We start from the raw sequence: 17,932 nt of genomic DNA on the forward strand, positions 1-17,932 counted from the left end.
CGGCCGGCCGCCTTTTCGGCCGATCACGCCCGTTTTAGCCGCCGACGACTATATTCGGTTTAAAAAGGGGAATGATAGAATGGTGAAAAAAGCAAAAGTCGGGGACATTATTGAATTTAAAAATGGATTGCGCGGCATCGTGGAAAAAGTGAACGAAAATTCGGTCATCGTCGATTTGACATATATGAAAAACTACCGCGAGCTTGATTTGCAAGAGCGGACGGTGGTCAACCATAAAAATTATAAGATTATTGAATAGAAAAAAGAGGCCGTCAAGAGCCTCTTTTTTGTTTACGAAATGCGGGCGAGTTCGTCGCATTCATAGATATGGACGCCGCTCGTTGCGGACGCCGCCCGGTAAAACATCGCCAAAGCAAGCTGACGGGCGTCGACCGGCTTATACTTTTTCCATTTGCCGACGAACAAAAACGGCAACCGGCATAACAGCCACCCGGCGAGCGTCTCGCCAAGGCGGAACTCCCGGCGTTTGCCGACAAGCAGCGACGGACGAAAAATATGGAGCGACGGAATGGCAAGCCGCTGCAGCGCTTCTTCCGTTTCCCCTTTGATGCGTTGGTAAAAAAACGGCGAACACGGGTTGGCGCCAACCGAAGAGACGGTCAAAAAGCTTTTCACGCGGCACTTTTCCGCCAGCGCCGCCGCGCGCAGCGTATATTCATAGTCAACTTGAATGAACTGCTGCTTTGTTTTCGCCTTTTTCCGCGTCGTTCCGAGGCAGCAAAACACATCATCGACATAAAAATGCCGCTCATACGATTCAAGCCGCGCAAAATCGACGACGACTTGCCGCAGCTTTTCATGCTCAATCGGCAGCGGCGTGCGGACGAAAATGGTCACTTGCCGGTACAAATCCGACTCAAGCAGCAACTTGAGCAACTCTCCGCCGACCAAACCGCTCGCCCCAAGCAAAAGAGCTGTTCTTCGCTCCAACGCCAAAACCTCCAAGGCAAACATTCATTGTCCATTATATAGGAGTTTTGGCGAAAAAACTACCTCTTTTTTTGTAGTTTAGCGGTTGTCGACTTTTTCTGGATACAAGTCGTGGTTGAGCAGCCGATATTCCGCCATTTTTTCGTATTTCGTCCCCGGACGCCCCCAGTTGCAGTACGGATCGATGGAAATGCCGCCGCGCGGGGTGAATTTGCCCCACACTTCGATATAGCGCGGTTCCATGACTTTAATCAAATCGTTCATAATGATGTTGACGCAGTCTTCGTGAAAGTCGCCATGATTGCGGAAGCTGAACAAATACAGCTTCAACGATTTGCTTTCGACGCATTTTTTGTCCGGGATGTAGCTGATGTAAATCGTCGCGAAGTCCGGCTGGCCGGTTTTGGGACATAGCGAAGTGAACTCCGGACAATTGAACTTCACGAAATAATCCCGGTCAGGATGTTTGTTGTCAAACACTTCAAGAAGATTGGGATTGTACGTAAACGAATACGTTGTCCCTTGATGGCCAAGCAGCGTCAAGTCTTTCAATTCTTCCTCTTTTCTTCCTGCCATTCCTTCATTCCTCCCTTTGATTCATGCAACGTGAGCTGCCGCACCCCCGCTTTACACGCCGCGCTTGTTTCCCCAAAGAAGCGTGTGCAGCTGCGGCAAGATGTGGACGTCGGCCAGCTCCTCCGAATCGGCGGCTTGCTCCACCAGCCATTCCAACCGACTGAGAAGCTTCGCGCGGAGTGCATCCACATCCGAATCGGCCACATCGGCGTTTCCTGCCTGCAAGTAAAACGGAACGCCTGGGTAACGGCGGTGCACCTCTTTCGCATACGCCAAATCGGCGTCATCAAAGACGACGACTTTCAAGCTGATGCGCCGCACCCGGCTTCGGTCAGCCTGCAGCCGTTCCATGATTGGATCGAGCGCCGACCAGTCGGTGTCCATCCCCGAGCTTGGCGGTTTTGGGGAAATGGTGATATCGTCTACATCGAGCAGCCAGTCTTGCCAACGGCTCCCTTGCGTTTCAACCGCAACCCGCATCCCTTTTTCATGAAGAAGCGCGATGAGCTCCCCAAGAGCCGCAATCAGAAGCGGGTTGCCGCCTGAAATCGTCACGTGGCGGAAGCGGCGGCCGCCCATGGCTTCAAGCCGCCGCCAAATGTCGTCTGCCGTCAGCTGCTCGATCTCGTCTTTCGCCGATCCGTCCCACGTAAACGCCGAATCGCACCAGCGGCAGCGATAATCGCAGCCGGCTGTGCGGACGAACATCGTCTTTTGGCCGATCACCATTCCCTCTCCTTGGATGGTCGGACCAAAAATCTCCAGCACCGGAATCGTGCGCGCCATCACCGCTCCCCCGCTTTCGGCCGGTAGACGACATAACTTGTCGGCGTTTCGCGGACAAACACTTGCAAACATGTCGGCTTGTGCGGCAGCGTATCCAAATAGCGCTGAATTGTTTCATAAATCGTGCGCGCCACCACTTCCGTCGTCGGAAACCGGTTCGGGTCGTTTTCATCAAAGCAATCGGCATGGTCATTGAGCAGCGTATGATCCAGCTTTCCATGCACAAGCTGTTTGATCGTTTGAAAATTGACCAAAAATCCGCTTTCATCGAGCTCATCGCCGGCAATCGTCACATTGACGATGTACGTGTGGCCGTGCACGTTGGCGCAGCTCCCGGCCGCTTCGTGCGGGATGAAATGGGCGGCGGCGATGTGCATATCTTTGTTCAGCTCATAGCGGTAAGGGTGCATCACTTGCGGATAAAGCTGGTGCATCATGGCCGCTCCACCCCCGCTTTTTCCCGCAAATAGTCATCCAATCCGCGCTTGCGCAGCACGCACGCTGGACATTCGCCGCAGCCGTCGGCGATGATGCCGTTATAGCACGTCAGCGTCTTCGTGCGAATGAACTCGAGCGCCCCAAGCTCATCAGCGAGCTGCCACGTCTCCGCTTTCGTCAGCCACATGAGCGGCGTATGAATGACAAATTCGTAATCCATCGCTAAATTCAGCGTGACGTTCAATGATTTGATAAACACATCACGGCAATCCGGATAGCCGCTGAAATCCGTCTCGCACACTCCCGTCACAATATGGCGCGCGCCCCGCTGTTTGGCGAGCACCGCCGCAAACGATAAAAACAATAAATTGCGTCCGTCCACAAACGTTGTCGGCAGCTCGCCTTCCTTTTGTTCGATGGCGATATCATCACGCGTCAAGGCGTTCGGCGCCAATTGCCCAAGCAGCGACATATCAAGCACCGTATGGCGGACGCCAAGCTCAGCGGCAATTGCCTGAGCGACTTCAATTTCGCGGCGATGGCGCTGCCCATAGTCAAACGTCACCGCTTCCACTGCCCCAAACTGCTGTTTTGCCCAAAACAAACACGTCGTGCTGTCTTGGCCGCCGCTGAAGACGACGACCGCCTTTTCTTCCTTCATCTTCATCACAATCAACCTCCTTCTGAATCAGCAGAAGAAGAGGTTTCCAAAACAAAAAAGGCCATACCCCTAGGATACAGCCGTCCCTAGTTTTTTATAGAGGGTTTTGCTAGAAACCTCTCCCGTACAAGCGTACGGAATTGTGATTCTTCTGTTTTCTTTATTTACTATACCATACTTATGGCTTTTGTTGTAGCGCCTTTTTCACTTTTTCCGCCGTCCATACATACACATACAGGAGCGGAACATACACCGCGACAAGATAAAATCCCGCCTTCGCTGTCCATTCCGTCAACCGCTCAATATCTGTCTTCTCTTGGAAAAACAGCGTCCCGACAAATAAGCAAGCGAGCAACACTGGAAGCGAACGGCGCTGCTGAACAGCAAACAGCTGTTTGATCACGCGCGTCGCCGCCCAAACCGAGACCGTAATGATCGGAAACACAACGAGCACGTAAATCGAGATGACAATATACTCCATCCGCTCGATAAACGGCACTTCCGGAATTTTGGCCAGCGTCAGCGTCGGCCATGTCATATGCGCAACCTGTTCCTTATTGTAAAACACAATCGAAATGAATATGACCACTAAATAAATAAAGATCGTAAATGCATTGGCCGCATGCGCCCACTTTTGCGAGGACGGGGCCTGTTTTAAAAACGGGTAATACATAAGCAGCATTTCAAACCCTAAATATTGCAGAGCCATATGTTTTGCCGCTTTGATTAACTGTCCGAATGAATGATCAAACATTGGCAGAAAGTTTCGGTATTGTGCGTACTCGAGCGGAAAAAACAACATCGGGAAAATAGTAGCGAGCGGAATCACGACTCCCCACACACATAAACCGGCCACGACGCGAAACCCGCCAAGAACGGCGTAATACGTCAGCAGCAAAAACATAAGGCTGAACTGCCACGCCCCTATCAACGGGAACACCCACACTTTGATAATTTCAATGTATGCCTGAAGCACCGTCAAAGCGGCAAGTGCATAGTACAATAACAATCCAAAGCTGAGCACTCCGCCGATCCACCGCCCGAAATACTGTTCATGAAGCGACACGAGGTCTCCGCCTGATGGAGAATGCGACAGCAGCCGATACATCAGCCAAATCAACACGTGCGCCGCCAGCCCGGCCATTAAGACTGCCATCCAGGCATCCTGCCCCGCCTCTTTCATCAGAGGACGCTGAAAATTGAGTGCCCCGACCCCAACTTGCGTAGCATGAATGACAAAAAACACAAGAAACGGGGAGATGAGAAACCGTTCCTGAATGGCCTGCTTCATCCTAATCCCTCCTCATGTTCCCCGTCTTATTCGCCAATGCCGGTATGGACGATATCCACCGTGACGTGCGGGCGGATGTCTAGATCCGGGTATTCGCGGTAAAACGCGTCGGAATCCCAGTGTCTTGTCACGCTGCGGACAAAATCACCGATGCCGAGCGGATCAATCCGTTTTTTCTGAAAATAACGGAATAACCGGCGCATATTATGCTCCAATTCGTTTTGCATTTTTTTCTTCACATCAGCAAACAAATCTTGATCCGACTGATCGAGCCATGACGGGTAATCCCGCACCGACGCATGGATATGGACGAACACATCAAGCACATGGCGGCTTCCATTACGCTTCCATTCATATTTCGGCTTCGCCCATAAGTTTTGCAGCATCACCCGATCCTCGCCCTGTTTTCCGCGATTCCCAACCTTCAGCTGGTAGACGCCGTTTTTTGTTTCCCCGAGCAAAATTTTCATCAAAAACGAATCACGCAAACTCACATGCCCCACGTATCGGTCGTCGCGAAACAACGCGACCCCTTCGAGCTTGACGAAATCTCCTTTTTTCTCAAAATACGGCAAAAATGGGTCGCTGCCTGGGGAAAAATAGCGATACAAAAACAAGTGCAAATTCGTTTTCGGCAAGTTCATGGACTGCTCGTTCTGCTCCACCAGATTCGGCAAATACAACGTATCGCTCAGCGTCGTGTTCGCCGTGATGTTCAGCAGCTCCTTTGCCCTTCCTTCGGCCACGCCAAGCAGCAAATGGCTGCCGACTTTGTTGTTGCGCGCGAGGCTGTGCGTAATTTGCGTCACCCCCCGCCTAGCAAACTCCTTGCCGAACAAAATAAGCCGCAACTGCCCTTCCTCAACCGGCAGCGCGGATTTCGATGACAGGCGCGGAATCAAGTCGTAGATGGTCGGCGACGTCGTCGTCAGCATATTCGGCTTTGTCATCGGCCCTTGCTTGAACGTCGGGTACACCGCAGTCCCAGTGTAGCGGCCGTTCTCGAAATCATACCCCATCTGTTGAATAATTTGAATTTCGTCAATCGGCCGCGAACTGGCGCAGCCGCCAAGCAACAGCAGCGCACCGACCCATAGAAGCCCACGCCTCATCGCGATCCCCCTTACTCATCAATATCGCGTTTTTGCTTCGCCGCATTCGGATCGTAACGAAACCGCGACCGCGGACGAAGAAACATCGGCCGCTCCGCCGTTTCACTGTATGGCGAACGAATGAATGTATCGCGGAAGCTGCGCACACGAAATGGATAAAACGGCAGCAAATACGGATAACCAAACGACTGCAGCCGCCCTAAATGAATGAGCAGCCCGCAGACGGCAAAGATGATGCCGATCCCGCCCCAGAAAGCGGCAAACAAAATAAACGGGAACCGGATAAACCGGATCGTGTTGGACATTTTGAAAATCGGCGTTGTAAACGAAGCGAGCGCCGCCAACGCGACGACAATCAACAAAATCGTGCTCGTCAGCCCGGCATCAACGGTTGCTTGCCCGATGACAATCCCGCCGACAATCCCGAGCGTTTGTGCGACTTTCGTCGGCAGCCGCGCTCCGGCCTCGCGCAGCAGCTCAATCGTAATTTCCAAAAACAGCACCTCGAGAACCGGCGGAAATGGCACGTTCGAGCGGGAATAAATGATCGGTCCAAGCAAGTCTTCGGGAATCATTTCATAATGATACGTCAGCACCGCCACATAAATCGGCGACGCCAACACCGAAAACACCACGCCGAAAAACCGGATGAGCCGGAAAAACGTGCCGAGCACCCATGGCAAATAATAGTCCTCGGGGGACGTAAAAAAATCAAAAATGGCAGAGGGACCAACTAGGGCATATGGAGAGCCGTCGCAAAGCACCACGACTTGTCCAGAAATAAGAGCATACACCGCCCGATCGATCCGCTCGGTCGAGATAAAAAGAGGAAACGGCGTCCGTGAATTATCCGCGAGCAGCTGATCCAAAATGGCGTTGTCAAACACGACGTCAAAACGAATGGACTCAAGCCGCTGCGTCACCGTTTGAACGACTTCCGGATTGGCGACGCCATCGATGTAGGCGATGACCACTTTCGTTTTCGACACCGAACCAATCGACATTTCCCGAAAGACAAGATTCGGCGTCACCACTTGCCGGCGGATGAGGTGCAAGTTGACCCCGACGTTTTCCACAAATCCGACTTTCGGTCCGACGACGCTGAATTCGTTTTCCGAATCATTGTTTTCCCGAAGCCCCAAATTTTCAGCCGCGGCGCTCATGAGCGCCGCTTTGTTTGGTTGTCCGCGGAAGGTGACAGCGACAAACCCTTTCAGCACCTTCTCTTCAATCAGCGCTGCATCTTCGCTCACCTCAATGCGCTGAATCGGCACGATTTGCTGCAAGTCTTCCAAGCGGACAGTCGGATGCTTTGGAATGTCGTTTTGCAAATGGCAAAGAATCCGCTCTTGCAGCACTTGCGGATCGACGAGCGAATCGAAATAGTAAATCGACAGCTCCTTGCCCCCAACGATGAACGACAATTCAACAAAATCGCTTGATTGCCGAAGCGTTTCCCAAAGCTGCGAAATGGGTCGCTGAGGGGAGCGTTTTTTCTTTTTTTTCCAAAATGAGAATAAACCCACAAACATCCCCTCACCTTTCTGTTTACAGCATAGTCTTCCAATCGATCGATATTTTTATGCATCCCCCTTTCATCCTATTGATTCGACAAAATCTTCTATATATTATTGAAAATAGACAAATGAGAAAAGGAGAATCGTCTATGAGCGAACTGACGAAACAGCGTCGGGCGAAACGAGCGTTGAAAAAAGTGACAGAAACGGCGGAAGCGCTGCGGGAGATGATCGACCGAACGCGTCCGCTTGAAGAACAGACGGGCCGCATCCGCACCTTTTTAGACGAGCGGCTCGGCCGTGATGAATATTTTGTTCTTGTCGATGAAAGCGGATACGGAATTGTCCATACGAACCGCCTTCGCGAGGGAAGGGTGTTTGCCGACCCGGTCGGGCTGGCTGCCGCCCGCACGAACAAGCCGCTCTTGCAAGTGTACGAACGCGATACCGGCGAGGTGCTGATTGACGCCAGCTGCCCATGTTGGACGGAGCCGGGCGGAAGGCGGATCAATTTGCGGATGGGACGGCTCATGCACCGTCCGTATTTGCAATGGGTGTTAGCAAGCATCGCCATCACGCCCGCAGCCGTTGGACTGGCCGCTTCCATCGCAGGGGCGTCGCCCGTTTTGGCCGCGCTGTGCGCCGCTCTCGCTGGGCTTGGGCTTGGCGCCGCCTGGCATCGGGCCATTGCCGCCGAGCTTCGCCATTGGTACAGCGTCGCCCGCACCGTCTCCTCAGGCCAATTGCAGACAGAAGTGAAAACGACGGGAAAACGGAATGAATTTCATCAAATCGCCTACGAAATCAACAAAATGATTCTCGGCATCCGCACGATCATCCATGAGCTTGGCAAAGCGTCCAAAACGGTGCATGATGTGAGCGTTGAACAGCAGATGGAAATGCGCCGCCTCTCTGAATCGTTTGACGAAATCGCCGCTGCCGTCGAAACGTTCCGTGAAGGAACAAAACAGCAGACGGACGCCGTTCGGCAAGCGGGCGACGTCATCGGCAAGATGGTGGAGCGCGTGCAGCTCATGCGAGCCGCCGTCGAACGCGTCGTCAAGCAAGCAAGCGACGCTTGGTCGTCAGCGGCCGAAGGCATCCGCCTCATTGAGGAAACGAAAACAAACATGGACGCGATGCAGCTCGGCATCGGCGAAACGACCACCCTCATTGACAAAGCCGCCCTTGAAGCGGCGCGCGTTCATGAGATGATCGCCGCCATTCGCACGATCGCCAAGCAAACGAACTTGCTCGCCCTAAACGCCTCGATCGAAGCGGCGCGGGCGGGTGAAGCGGGCCGCGGCTTTTCCATCGTCGCCCAAGAAGTGCGGAAGCTCGCTGAAGATACAAACGTGTTCGCCGCTGAAATTTTCGCCTCGCTCGACGCCATGACGAACGCGCTCAAAGAAGCCGTGCATGCGATGCAAGGAAGCGGCCGACACGTTGAAAAAACGAAAGACTCTCTTTGGAAAACAGGGGAAACGTTCACATCGTTTCAAGGCATGTTCGCCCAGCTGAACGATTTGCTTCAGCAAAACGAATCATATGTCAACGCCATCACCGCCGACGGCGAGCAGCTCGGCGGACTGATGGAAGACGTACGCACCGTCGCCGCCGATTTTTCAAACATGGTGCAAGAAACGGCGGCTGGGCTTGAGCAACAGACGCTCGCCCTTCACCAGTTGGCGCGGGAATCCGACACGTTGGCTGCGGCAGCGCGCGATTTAGAAAAAATGATCGCCCGCTTCCACTCATCATGAAACCAAGCCCTTTCGCCCCCCTTCATCAAAGAAACGCCAAGGAGCGAAAGGGCCGATTTATCGGTGCGGCAGCCGTCGGCGCCAAAGAAGCCACAACAGCACAAGACTCATATAACCAAACAGTGGATAGATGAATGACAGCAACTCCCCGTAATGAAACGGGCTGACTGCCGCAAACAGCAAAACGAGCAGCACGCCCAGCCATTTCCCGCCAAGCGGCGCCCAAACGCGCACTTGGCGTGCAAGCCCAAACATGCCGCCGATGACCGAGGTAAAAATTTCTCCGTAAATGACGACGACATAAAGCCAATACAACACAGTAAAAAACGTATGAACGACTTCGGCCATTGGAATATCATAATCGTCCTTGTGTGGAAACGACAGCAGCACCATATGGTTCAACAGCAGCAAAACCGTCAACACCATTCCGCCTAACATCGCCCCACGCCTCACCGTCCGCTCACTGGTCGCTTCGCGGGCAACCGGCACCAACACCGCTTGGGCCATCGCCAAGTTAAACGCCGCATAGGAAAACGGGGACAACATCGCCTTGAGGGAATAGTCCACCGCAGCCATGTCCGGACGGCACAAATCGCCAGCCACGATTGTTTTCACAAAGGCGATGGCGCTGAACAGCACCATCATCGGCGCGACGAACACGTTGACGCCAAACAGCCCTTTGCGGTCAAACAGCATGACCAAAAGCGCCAACCCGAGCGTCAGCGTGACGCCCGCCTGCCGCGGCCAGCCGATCTGCTCTTCAAACACCGCGCCCGCCCCGGCGATCATCACCGCCGTCACCCCCGCGATCATCGCCGTCATCACAAGCGTCACAAACGGACTCAACATTCTTCCGAACAAATAGCGATTCAATTCATCATAGGACGCGGCTCCAATGCGGCGCGCCATCACCATTAGGCGCGCGCCGCCCCATGTGAACAAAACGCCGCTGACCGCCACCCCGATCGTCCCAGCCATTCCGTAGCGGGTAAAAAATTCAATAATTTCCCTGCCAGTCGCAAATCCCGCTCCAATCACCGTGCCGACGTAAACAGCGGCGATTTGCCATGCTTCCGACCACTCGTGTCTCTTGCCCAACTTCTCCATCTCCCTCTCTTGTCCGTTGCTTTATTGCCATATATATGTCCGGCATGGACAAGAAAGACGACAGAACGAAAAAAGAAGGCATCCGAGACAAGATGCCTTCTCACACACTGCAAACTCTCTTCATTAATATGACGTGCGATGTGAAATCGCGTTTCCATCAATGAACCGTCACTTGTTCGACTTGATGTTCGTGCAGTCCGCCGCTTCCTTCGACGTGCACTTTCACCGAATACGTTCCTTTGTTGGCAAACGTGGCCATGGCTTCGTACTCGCCGTTTCCTTTTTCCTTTGCATCGACAAATTCATGCTTATTGTCCGCCTGCCACATTTCAAAACGAACAGTCGCCCCTGTCAACGGCTTCCCATCTTTGGTGAGGCGGACGGTCAACGCCGCCGGTTTTCCGGCTTCGAGCGAACGGGACGACAGCGAAATGGCGACGGCGCCATGATGGTGTTCTTCAGCACTGCCTTGGGAGTTTTCGCGCGCACCGTCAGCCGTCGCCGCCTGCTCCGGATTGCCGGCGACAATATCTTTTTTCGGCATATTATGCATGTCGCGCGCCGTTACATGAACGACGACCGAATACGTTCCCGCTTCGGTGAACGTTTTTTCCACCGAATAGCGGCCGTCGCCGTCATGCTTCGCTTCAAGCATTTCCCGCTCGTCGCTTCCATGCTTCCATACTTCAAACTTGACTTCGCTCGCATCGTCTACTTTTTCACCGCCGTACGTCACGATGCAGGCGAGCTTCGTCGGTTTGTTCAAATCGATATGATCCGGCGCATCGATTTTCACGTCAAGCACGGCCGGCGTCTCGGCTTGCTTGTTGTGATTGGTACAAGCAGCCATGATCATCGTCCCCAAAAGTACAACAGCAAACGCGAATCGAACATGTCTTCTCATCTTCACCTTTCTCCTTTATCCTTCAAAGATTATGATCACCGTGAGCACCAAAGACGAAGTCTTTTCCGCCTCTTTTTCTGCTTTTCACTTTATCATAGCTTTGCCGCACCTACATTAGTATTCACCATTTTTTCAAAAACATTTCATCGTTATCACAATTTTTTTGTACAAAACACTTGAAAGTCAAAAAAGGTCAAAGTATAATAAAGTCAGAAAGTCAAAGAAAGTCAAAGTCAAATTCTGAGTATGGAAAAGGGGGTATTCCTCATGCGCTGCCAAGCATGCCAACAACGTGAAGCAACGGTGTTTGTCAACTTGCAATGGAACGGTGAACAACAACAACTTCATCTTTGCCATGAATGCTATGAAAAACAAAAACAACAATTGTCGATTCCGATGATGAACTTCGGCTTTTCGCCGTTTTCCTTTGATGACTTCTTTACTAGCCACTTCGCAGCCACCAACGCGGGGATGAGCGCGCCGAAAACGATGGGGAAACGCCCGCAAAGCCATGGCGGCGGATTTTTGGACCAATTCGGCCGCAACTTGACGCAAATGGCGAAAGCGGGCTTGATCGACCCAGTCATCGGCCGCGACAAAGAAATTGAGCGCGTCATCGAAATTTTAAACCGCCGCAACAAAAACAACCCGGTCTTAATCGGAGAGCCGGGCGTCGGGAAAACGGCGATCGTCGAAGGGCTCGCGCTGAAAATCGCCGAAGGGAACGTGCCGGAAAAACTGTTAAACAAAGAAGTGTACTTGCTTGATGTCGCTTCGCTTGTCGCCAACACCGGCATCCGCGGCCAATTTGAAGAGCGGATGAAACGGCTCATCGCCGAATTGCAAGAGCGGAAAAACGTCATCTTGTTCATTGACGAAATCCATCTGCTCGTCGGCGCTGGCGCCGCTGAAGGCTCGATGGACGCCGGCAACATTTTAAAACCGGCGCTCGCCCGCGGTGAACTGCAAGTCGTCGGCGCGACGACACTCAAAGAATACCGGCAAATTGAAAAAGACGCGGCTCTTGAGCGCCGCTTCCAGCCGGTCATCGTCCACGAACCGACTGTTGAGGAAGCGATCGCCATCTTAAAAGGCATTCAGCCGAAATACGAACAATTCCACCATGTCCGCTATACAGACGAAGCGATCGAAGCGTGCGTGAAATTGTCGCACCGCTACATTCAAGACCGCTTCCTCCCGGACAAGGCGATCGACTTGCTTGACGAGGCCGGCTCGAAAGCGAACTTGCGCCGCGGCCCGACGGATGAAAAGCAGCTGCAAGAGCGGCTGATGCAAATCGCGAAAGAAAAAGAACAAGCGGCGAAAGAAGAAAACTACGAATTGGCAGCGAAACTGCGCGATGAAGAGCTGAAGCTCGAAAAACAACTCGAGCAAGGCGTCAACCAAGAACGCCCTGTCGTCGATGCCGCCGACATCGAACAAATCATCGCCGAGAAAACCGGCATCCCCGTCGGCAAGCTGCAAGCCGATGAAAAAGAAAAAATGAAACATCTCGAAGAACACTTGGCGAAAAAAGTGATCGGCCAAGCGGAAGCGGTGAAAAAAGTCGCCAAAGCCATTCGCCGCAGCCGCGCCGGCTTGAAAGCAAAACACCGCCCGATCGGTTCGTTCCTGTTCGCCGGCCCGACCGGCGTCGGGAAAACGGAGCTCGCCAAAACGCTCGCCGAGGAGCTGTTTGGCACAAAAGACGCCATGATTCGCCTCGATATGAGCGAATACATGGAGAAACATTCCGTCTCGAAGCTGATCGGTTCGCCGCCGGGCTATGTCGGCTTTGAAGAAGCCGGCCAGCTGACGGAAAAAGTGCGCCGCAACCCATACAGCATCATCTTGCTTGACGAGATTGAAAAAGCGCACCCGGATGTGCAGCACATCTTCCTGCAAATTTTGGAAGACGGCCGCTTAACCGACAGCCAAGGCCGCACCGTCAGCTTCAAAGACACGGTCATCATCGCGACAAGCAACGCCGGTGTGACCGACAAAAAAATCACCGTCGGCTTTGAAAAAGAGGGCAACGGGCAAACAAGCGTCCTTGACTCGCTTGGCGCCTACTTCAAGCCGGAATTTTTGAACCGCTTCGACGCCATCATCGAGTTCAAGCCGCTCGAAAAAGCACACTTGCTTGAGATCGTCGACCTGATGCTCGCCGACGTCAAAGCAGTGATGCGCGAACAAGGCATTGAACTCGAAGTGACCGAAGCGGCGAAAGAAAAACTGGCCGAACTCGGCTACCATCCGGCCTTCGGCGCCCGCCCGCTCCGCCGCGTCATCCAGGAGCATGTCGAAGACAACATCGCCGACTGCCTGCTTGACGCGGATCAACCGGTGCGCGCAATCCGCATCGACGTGGAAGGGGACGCCATTGCGGCGAAAATCGAACGATAACTTGCAACAGAGGATCCGCCGAACATCCACTTTGCTTTCGGCGGATCTTTCTTTATAGACGGTGTATCAAGCCGATTTTTTATCTCGATTCTGTCAAGCGCACTTTTTACAGTGGATTAAATATTTTGTAAATTATTTTTTTCAAAATATTATTGACACTTTTTTTTTTTTTTTGCTAAAAACAAGTTATAAATTCTAAATTTTAGGATTGCAATGTTGAAAAGAAAGATGATTCAAACCATTAGTCCAATTCCAGAGGAACTCTCATCAGCTCGAAAACTGTCAGCGGACAATGGACATACGAAGGGTATTCTGACAGCATTAAACAAAATTAAGTCTTGATAGACGGTGATTTTTTATGAGCAAAAAATTTTTCCATTCCCTTTTCATCTGCTTTCTCACGCTTGCGGCGTGCGAGTCTGGACACACCCCTGACGTTGCGACGCACCATTCTGTAGAGAAAGAGAAGCCAAAAAACGAAAAAGCGGAGACGGAACAAAAGCCGCTGTCGCTGGAACAAAAATTTCTCCCTCCGCATTTTCTAGTCAACCAATTCACTGCGAAGGCGACAAGCCGATCGATCGAGCTGACGATTCATTACACCATCTCACAACAGCTGTACCGCTTGCTTGAACAGTATCAAGATTACTATTTCGTCATTCAATATCCAGAGGAACTCTCGCGTCTGACCCATGTTGACCGTTCCAACGCTGTCAAAGGCCCTTTGCCGGCAAACGGGCTGCTGTCGTATGCCATCACAATGACTTCCACCTGGGCGACCGATATACCAAAGGATCTGATCGATCGAATCAATCACGGAGATTTGCGGTATAATCTTGTCATTTTGGACAAAGAACGGTTCCCCGTGCATATTTTCAACGATGTCCAATGGTACCAATCGTTCGATCCAAACAAAGGATCGAGCGTCATGTTGGAAGACGGTGGTGCAAAAAAATGACGGTCGTTCGCTCAAACGTTTTCACCGGCCGCGCGTCCGTTTCTTGAGGTCAAACTCTTTCGCGCGAATAAAGGTTTTTCGCTGTAAAAAGGGGCGGTCGCCATCGCCTCCTTTTCTTTTTCCGTCTTTTCTCCAGGAACAAAAAAATTTTGCTATAATGAAGAAAAACATAAAGGGGGCATCGCGATTGCCAAACGAAATGGAGACGATCATCGTTGAGACGCTCCGCCCGGCTCTTCACCCGTTCGTCATCTACTTGTTCGGTTCAGCCGCCCGTGGGGCGATGCGCCCAGACAGCGATGTCGACATCGCCTTTGTCAGCGACGGCGTGCCGCATGATCCGTATGAGCTGTTTCGGCTCGCTGGGGAGTTGGCTGGCAAGTTAGGACGCGATGTCGATCTTGTCGATTTGCGCCAAGCCAGCACGGTGTTTCAAGCGCAAGTCGTCTCGAGCGGAAAGGTGATCGATTGTTGCGACGAACGGAAACGAATGGAGTTTGAAATGAAAACGTTGAAAATGTATGCAAAGCTGAATGAAGAGAGGGCGCCAGTATTAAAACGAATTGCAGAAAGTGGGTCGGTGTATGAAACATGATGTGATTTTGAATAAGGTCAGCATCATTGAACGATGTCTGAAACGAATTGACGAAGAATATGACCACGACCCCCAAAATTTACAAAATTATACAAAACAAGACTCGATCATTCTCAATTTACAGCGGGCGTGCGAGGCATGCATCGATTTGGCCATGCATATCGTGGCCGAGCAGAAATTCGGACTGCCGCAGCATAGCCGCGATGCGTTCTCCCTTCTTGAAGAACACGGCGCGATCTCTCCCGCCGTAAGCCAAAACATGAAGGCGATGGTCGGATTCCGCAACATCGCCGTTCACAACTACCAACAACTGAACCTTGGCATTTTGCAAGCCATCATCGACCACCATCTCGATGATTTTAAACACTTTGCCAAAGCCATCCTCGATTATGCCAAGAAAAACGGCTAGGCCGGCTCCCACGCGGAAGCCGGCCGTCTAGCGCCGCAGACCGTTCATCAATACGTGAATCGTCCGCTCCATCTCCGCCTCATCGTCCCAATGGTGGTCAGGCAAAAGGAGAAAGCGGGCGGCCAAAAAGCCGGCGAGCGATGTGATCGTCAGGCGGATGACGGAATCGACCGGCAGCTCGGCCAACTCCCCTTTTTCTTGAAAATGGCGGACAATGCGGGCGAATTTTGGATACACGTGCTCGGTAAACACGCGTTGAAAGCACTGTTTAATCTCGGAATGAAAGGCAACCTCCTGCCAAAGCACGCGAATCGCCGGCAAATACGTTTTCACAAAGGTGTAGCGGTTGGCGAGCACCGCGCGCAAAAACTGTTCGTACGTCTCATATTCGTTGTCAAACACTTCGCGGACGAATTCTTTCGCCAAAAACGGGGCGACGGAATGAAACAACGTCGGCGTGACGATGGCCAGCAATAAATCTTTTTTCGTCTTATAATGGCGGAAGATCGTCCCTTCCGCCACCCCAGCCTTTTTGGCGATTTCGCTCGTCGAGGTCGCCGCATAGCCTTTCTCGGCGAACATTTCAACGGCAGCTTCCAAAATTTTTAGCTGCTTTTCGCTGAACTGCCCTTCCTTGCCGCCGATTTGCAGCAATTCCTGAATCCATGAATGCTCGCTCATGACTCTACTCCTTACAGCTTGCGGTATTTTTTCAATGCTACTACATTTAATAGCATAAACAGCATCGTAAAGCCAAGCAGCACGTACACATCAACGGCGATGGCGCTAAAACCTTCTCCGCGCACCATAATATCGCGCAGCGCGTCCGCCCCGTAGGTGAGCGGCATGATGACGCTTAAGGAACGAAGCCATTGTTCCATCGTGTCGAGATTGAACAAACCCGAGAAAAACACTTGCGGCACGACGACAAGCGGGATAAACTGCACCATTTGCAGCTCGTTGTTGGCGAACGCCGACAGCAGCATCCCAAGCGCCAGCGCCGTCATCGCCAGCAAAAACGTAATGAGCAGCACATACCAAAACGAACCTTCCATCATCATGTCCAACACATCAATGGCAAACCATGAAATTAAGCTCGCTTGAATCGTGGTAAACAATCCGAACCCGATCATGTAGCCAACGACCATTTCCCAGCGCCGAAGCGGCGTCGCCATCAGCCGTTCGAGCGTCCCGTTCGTCCGCTCGCGCAAAAACGACACTCCGGCAATCAAAAAGACGAAAAAGAAGACGAAAAAGCCGATCAACACGGGGCCGAAATAATCAAATGACGCCATATCGCTTGACCCGTGCCAATACGTGGTGTTCAGCTGAAACGGGGGCTTTGGCGCCATAGACTGAAACGCCTGTTGCACCGCGGCCATCACCGCCTGATTGGCAGTCGGGTCGCTTCCTTCCAACGTGACATGCGGAGCGCTTCCATTCATGTCGAGCCATGCATCAATCTCTTGATCGTCCAGCTGTTTTTTCGCTTGTTTAGCCGACAGCTCTTTCACGTCCGCTCCCGCTTCTTTCAACTTGTCAACCACCATATTAGGCACGTGTTCGCTGACGGCAATGGCTGGTTTGTATTCTTCTCCATTAAACACCAAATCCATCAATAACAAGATGAACATCGGCGCGACAATCATGAGCGCCAGCGTGCGCTTGTCGCGGAAAAACTGGCGGATGATGCGGACGACAATCGCCAACACTCTCATCGACGGACACCTCCAAACGTCAAAAACGCTTGCTCAATCGTTTCCGCTCCTGCTTTTTGTTTCAGTTCATCCGGGCGGCCGACGGCGATCAGACGGCCTTCGCGGATCATGCCGAGCCGTCCGCACTTTTCGGCTTCATCCATCACATGGGTCGTGACGACAATGGTTGTGCCGCGCTGGCGAATCCGCTCGAGCTCCGCCCAAATCGATTGGCGCAGCACCGGATCGATGCCGACCGTCGGCTCATCCAAAATAAGCACGTCCGGTTCATGAAGCAAGGCGATCGCCAGTGACAGCCGCCGCTTCATCCCGCCTGAATATTGGTGCACCGGCTTTTTTCGATCATTCGTTAAGTTGACAAGCGCCAGCATGTCATCGATCCGCTCTTGTTGCTTTTTCCCTCGCAATCCGTAGATAGAAGCAAAAAATTGCATGTTCTCCAGCGCCGTCAATTCTCCGTACAAGGCGTCCGACTGCGCCATAAAGCCGATCCGCTTCATGGCGCCAAGATTGGGCATGTTTGCGCCCAGCACGTGAATCGTTCCTTCACTCGCTTGATCAATGCCGGCGATCATGCGCACCAACGTCGTCTTGCCCGCCCCCGACGGGCCGAGCAGGCCGAAAATTTCTCCCGCGCGGACATCCAACGACACATCGTCGATGACCACTTTTTTCCAAATCGCTTGGAAACACGCTCGACTTGAATAGGTGAATGAGTGAGCATTTTTCATTCCTCCTTT

18 protein-coding genes and 1 pseudogene are annotated in these 17,932 nt (G+C 52.4%); 6 read left to right on the forward strand and 13 right to left on the reverse strand.

Annotation, left to right across the window (positions count from 1 at the left end; all coding sequences use genetic code 11):
* The first annotated feature begins 79 nt into the window (after nt 1–79).
* The gene (locus B9L19_RS13430) at nt 80–259 is read left to right on the forward strand and encodes a YkvS family protein (RefSeq protein ID WP_033005507.1); all 180 of its coding nucleotides are present in this window, start codon (nt 80–82) and stop codon (nt 257–259) included.
* A 32-nt stretch (nt 260–291) separates the two neighbouring features.
* Here the strand turns inward: B9L19_RS13430 and B9L19_RS13435 are convergent, their stop codons facing one another.
* From B9L19_RS13435 to B9L19_RS13470, 8 genes are all read right to left on the reverse strand, one after another.
* Complete coding sequence (locus B9L19_RS13435) at nt 292–975, reverse strand: NAD(P)H-binding protein (protein ID WP_025948363.1); 684 nt, start codon at nt 973–975, stop codon at nt 292–294.
* 54 nt (nt 976–1,029) lie between these two features.
* Nucleotides 1,030–1,527, reverse strand: a complete 498-nt coding sequence (gene queF, locus B9L19_RS13440; protein WP_025948364.1) for a preQ(1) synthase — start codon at nt 1,525–1,527, stop codon at nt 1,030–1,032.
* A 51-nt stretch (nt 1,528–1,578) separates the two neighbouring features.
* A complete protein-coding gene (gene queE, locus B9L19_RS13445; protein ID WP_025948365.1) occupies nt 1,579–2,313 on the reverse strand; it encodes a 7-carboxy-7-deazaguanine synthase QueE in 735 nt (244 codons plus the stop codon).
* Nucleotides 2,313–2,750, reverse strand: coding sequence for a 6-carboxytetrahydropterin synthase QueD (queD, locus tag B9L19_RS13450; RefSeq protein WP_047753434.1), 438 nt, complete (start codon nt 2,748–2,750; stop codon nt 2,313–2,315). The genes queE and queD overlap by 1 nt, the downstream gene beginning before the upstream one ends.
* On the reverse strand, nt 2,747–3,418 hold the full coding sequence (gene queC, locus B9L19_RS13455) for a 7-cyano-7-deazaguanine synthase QueC (RefSeq protein WP_047753435.1): 672 nt from the start codon (nt 3,416–3,418) through the stop codon (nt 2,747–2,749). The genes queD and queC overlap by 4 nt, the downstream gene beginning before the upstream one ends.
* A gap of 172 nt (nt 3,419–3,590) precedes the next feature.
* A complete protein-coding gene (locus tag B9L19_RS13460) occupies nt 3,591–4,703 on the reverse strand; it encodes a GerAB/ArcD/ProY family transporter (RefSeq protein ID WP_025948368.1) in 1,113 nt (370 codons plus the stop codon).
* 26 nt (nt 4,704–4,729) lie between these two features.
* On the reverse strand, nt 4,730–5,815 hold the full coding sequence (locus B9L19_RS13465) for a Ger(x)C family spore germination protein (protein WP_025948369.1): 1,086 nt from the start codon (nt 5,813–5,815) through the stop codon (nt 4,730–4,732).
* An 11-nt stretch (nt 5,816–5,826) separates the two neighbouring features.
* Nucleotides 5,827–7,341, reverse strand: a complete 1,515-nt coding sequence (locus B9L19_RS13470) for a spore germination protein (RefSeq protein ID WP_033023901.1) — start codon at nt 7,339–7,341, stop codon at nt 5,827–5,829.
* Nucleotides 7,342–7,481: 140 nt separating this feature from the next.
* Between B9L19_RS13470 and B9L19_RS13475 the strand changes: the two genes are divergently transcribed.
* On the forward strand, nt 7,482–9,095 hold the full coding sequence (locus tag B9L19_RS13475) for a methyl-accepting chemotaxis protein (RefSeq protein WP_025948371.1): 1,614 nt from the start codon (nt 7,482–7,484) through the stop codon (nt 9,093–9,095).
* 57 nt (nt 9,096–9,152) lie between these two features.
* Here B9L19_RS13475 and B9L19_RS13480 read toward each other — a convergent pair whose 3' ends face one another.
* Together B9L19_RS13480 and B9L19_RS13485 are read right to left on the reverse strand one after the other, a co-directional pair.
* Nucleotides 9,153–10,193 carry a YkvI family membrane protein gene (locus B9L19_RS13480; RefSeq protein ID WP_025948372.1) on the reverse strand — a complete coding sequence of 347 codons (1,041 nt, stop codon included), beginning with the start codon at nt 10,191–10,193 and terminating at the stop codon, nt 9,153–9,155.
* Between the two features lie 166 nt (nt 10,194–10,359).
* Complete coding sequence (locus B9L19_RS13485; RefSeq protein WP_025948373.1) at nt 10,360–11,106, reverse strand: FixH family protein; 747 nt, start codon at nt 11,104–11,106, stop codon at nt 10,360–10,362.
* Nucleotides 11,107–11,373: 267 nt separating this feature from the next.
* On the opposite strand from B9L19_RS13485, the gene B9L19_RS13490 reads away from it, so the two are divergent.
* The 4 genes from B9L19_RS13490 (at nt 11,374) to hepT (ending at nt 15,474) form a co-directional block, all read left to right on the forward strand.
* The gene (locus B9L19_RS13490; RefSeq protein ID WP_089113959.1) at nt 11,374–13,512 is read left to right on the forward strand and encodes an ATP-dependent Clp protease ATP-binding subunit; all 2,139 of its coding nucleotides are present in this window, start codon (nt 11,374–11,376) and stop codon (nt 13,510–13,512) included.
* A gap of 358 nt (nt 13,513–13,870) precedes the next feature.
* Nucleotides 13,871–14,470, forward strand: a complete 600-nt coding sequence (locus B9L19_RS13495; RefSeq protein WP_025948375.1) for a hypothetical protein — start codon at nt 13,871–13,873, stop codon at nt 14,468–14,470.
* 187 nt (nt 14,471–14,657) lie between these two features.
* On the forward strand, nt 14,658–15,065 hold the full coding sequence (gene mntA / locus B9L19_RS13505) for a type VII toxin-antitoxin system MntA family adenylyltransferase antitoxin (protein WP_015374264.1): 408 nt from the start codon (nt 14,658–14,660) through the stop codon (nt 15,063–15,065).
* Nucleotides 15,055–15,474, forward strand: a complete 420-nt coding sequence (hepT, locus tag B9L19_RS13510) for a type VII toxin-antitoxin system HepT family RNase toxin (protein ID WP_025948377.1) — start codon at nt 15,055–15,057, stop codon at nt 15,472–15,474. Before mntA ends, hepT begins: the two co-directional genes overlap by 11 nt.
* Nucleotides 15,475–15,501: 27 nt before the next feature.
* Here hepT and B9L19_RS13515 read toward each other — a convergent pair whose 3' ends face one another.
* The 3 genes and pseudogenes from B9L19_RS13515 to B9L19_RS13525 form a co-directional block, all read right to left on the reverse strand.
* Nucleotides 15,502–16,155, reverse strand: coding sequence for a TetR/AcrR family transcriptional regulator (locus tag B9L19_RS13515; protein ID WP_025948378.1), 654 nt, complete (start codon nt 16,153–16,155; stop codon nt 15,502–15,504).
* An 11-nt stretch (nt 16,156–16,166) separates the two neighbouring features.
* A complete protein-coding gene (locus B9L19_RS13520; RefSeq protein WP_025948379.1) occupies nt 16,167–17,192 on the reverse strand; it encodes an ABC transporter permease in 1,026 nt (341 codons plus the stop codon).
* Nucleotides 17,189–17,916, reverse strand: a pseudogene (locus B9L19_RS13525) (ABC transporter ATP-binding protein). The gene B9L19_RS13520 and the pseudogene B9L19_RS13525 overlap by 4 nt, the downstream one beginning before the upstream one ends.
* Nucleotides 17,917–17,932: the final 16 nt, after the last annotated feature.

Origin of the sequence: Geobacillus thermocatenulatus (assembly GCF_002217655.1) — a bacterium.
Lineage (GTDB): Bacteria > Bacillota > Bacilli > Bacillales > Anoxybacillaceae > Geobacillus > Geobacillus thermocatenulatus.

Excerpts from the sequence above, each read along its gene's own strand:
- B9L19_RS13460 (WP_025948368.1), bottom strand. The coding sequence starts at position 4,703 with ATGAAGCAGGCCATTCAGGAACGGTTTCTCATCTCCCCGTTTCTTGTG.
- queF (WP_025948364.1), bottom strand. The coding sequence starts at position 1,527 with ATGGCAGGAAGAAAAGAGGAAGAATTGAAAGACTTGACGCTGCTTGGC.
- B9L19_RS13485 (WP_025948373.1), bottom strand. The coding sequence starts at position 11,106 with ATGAGAAGACATGTTCGATTCGCGTTTGCTGTTGTACTTTTGGGGACG.
- queC (WP_047753435.1), bottom strand. The coding sequence starts at position 3,418 with ATGAAGATGAAGGAAGAAAAGGCGGTCGTCGTCTTCAGCGGCGGCCAA.
- B9L19_RS13520 (WP_025948379.1), bottom strand. The coding sequence starts at position 17,192 with ATGAGAGTGTTGGCGATTGTCGTCCGCATCATCCGCCAGTTTTTCCGC.
- B9L19_RS13475 (WP_025948371.1), top strand. The coding sequence starts at position 7,482 with ATGAGCGAACTGACGAAACAGCGTCGGGCGAAACGAGCGTTGAAAAAA.
- B9L19_RS13515 (WP_025948378.1), bottom strand. The coding sequence starts at position 16,155 with ATGAGCGAGCATTCATGGATTCAGGAATTGCTGCAAATCGGCGGCAAG.
- B9L19_RS13490 (WP_089113959.1), top strand. The coding sequence starts at position 11,374 with ATGCGCTGCCAAGCATGCCAACAACGTGAAGCAACGGTGTTTGTCAAC.
- B9L19_RS13465 (WP_025948369.1), bottom strand. The coding sequence starts at position 5,815 with ATGAGGCGTGGGCTTCTATGGGTCGGTGCGCTGCTGTTGCTTGGCGGC.
- queD (WP_047753434.1), bottom strand. The coding sequence starts at position 2,750 with ATGATGCACCAGCTTTATCCGCAAGTGATGCACCCTTACCGCTATGAG.
- B9L19_RS13495 (WP_025948375.1), top strand. The coding sequence starts at position 13,871 with ATGAGCAAAAAATTTTTCCATTCCCTTTTCATCTGCTTTCTCACGCTT.
- B9L19_RS13430 (WP_033005507.1), top strand. The coding sequence starts at position 80 with ATGGTGAAAAAAGCAAAAGTCGGGGACATTATTGAATTTAAAAATGGA.
- queE (WP_025948365.1), bottom strand. The coding sequence starts at position 2,313 with ATGGCGCGCACGATTCCGGTGCTGGAGATTTTTGGTCCGACCATCCAA.
- B9L19_RS13435 (WP_025948363.1), bottom strand. The coding sequence starts at position 975 with ATGTTTGCCTTGGAGGTTTTGGCGTTGGAGCGAAGAACAGCTCTTTTG.
- hepT (WP_025948377.1), top strand. The coding sequence starts at position 15,055 with ATGAAACATGATGTGATTTTGAATAAGGTCAGCATCATTGAACGATGT.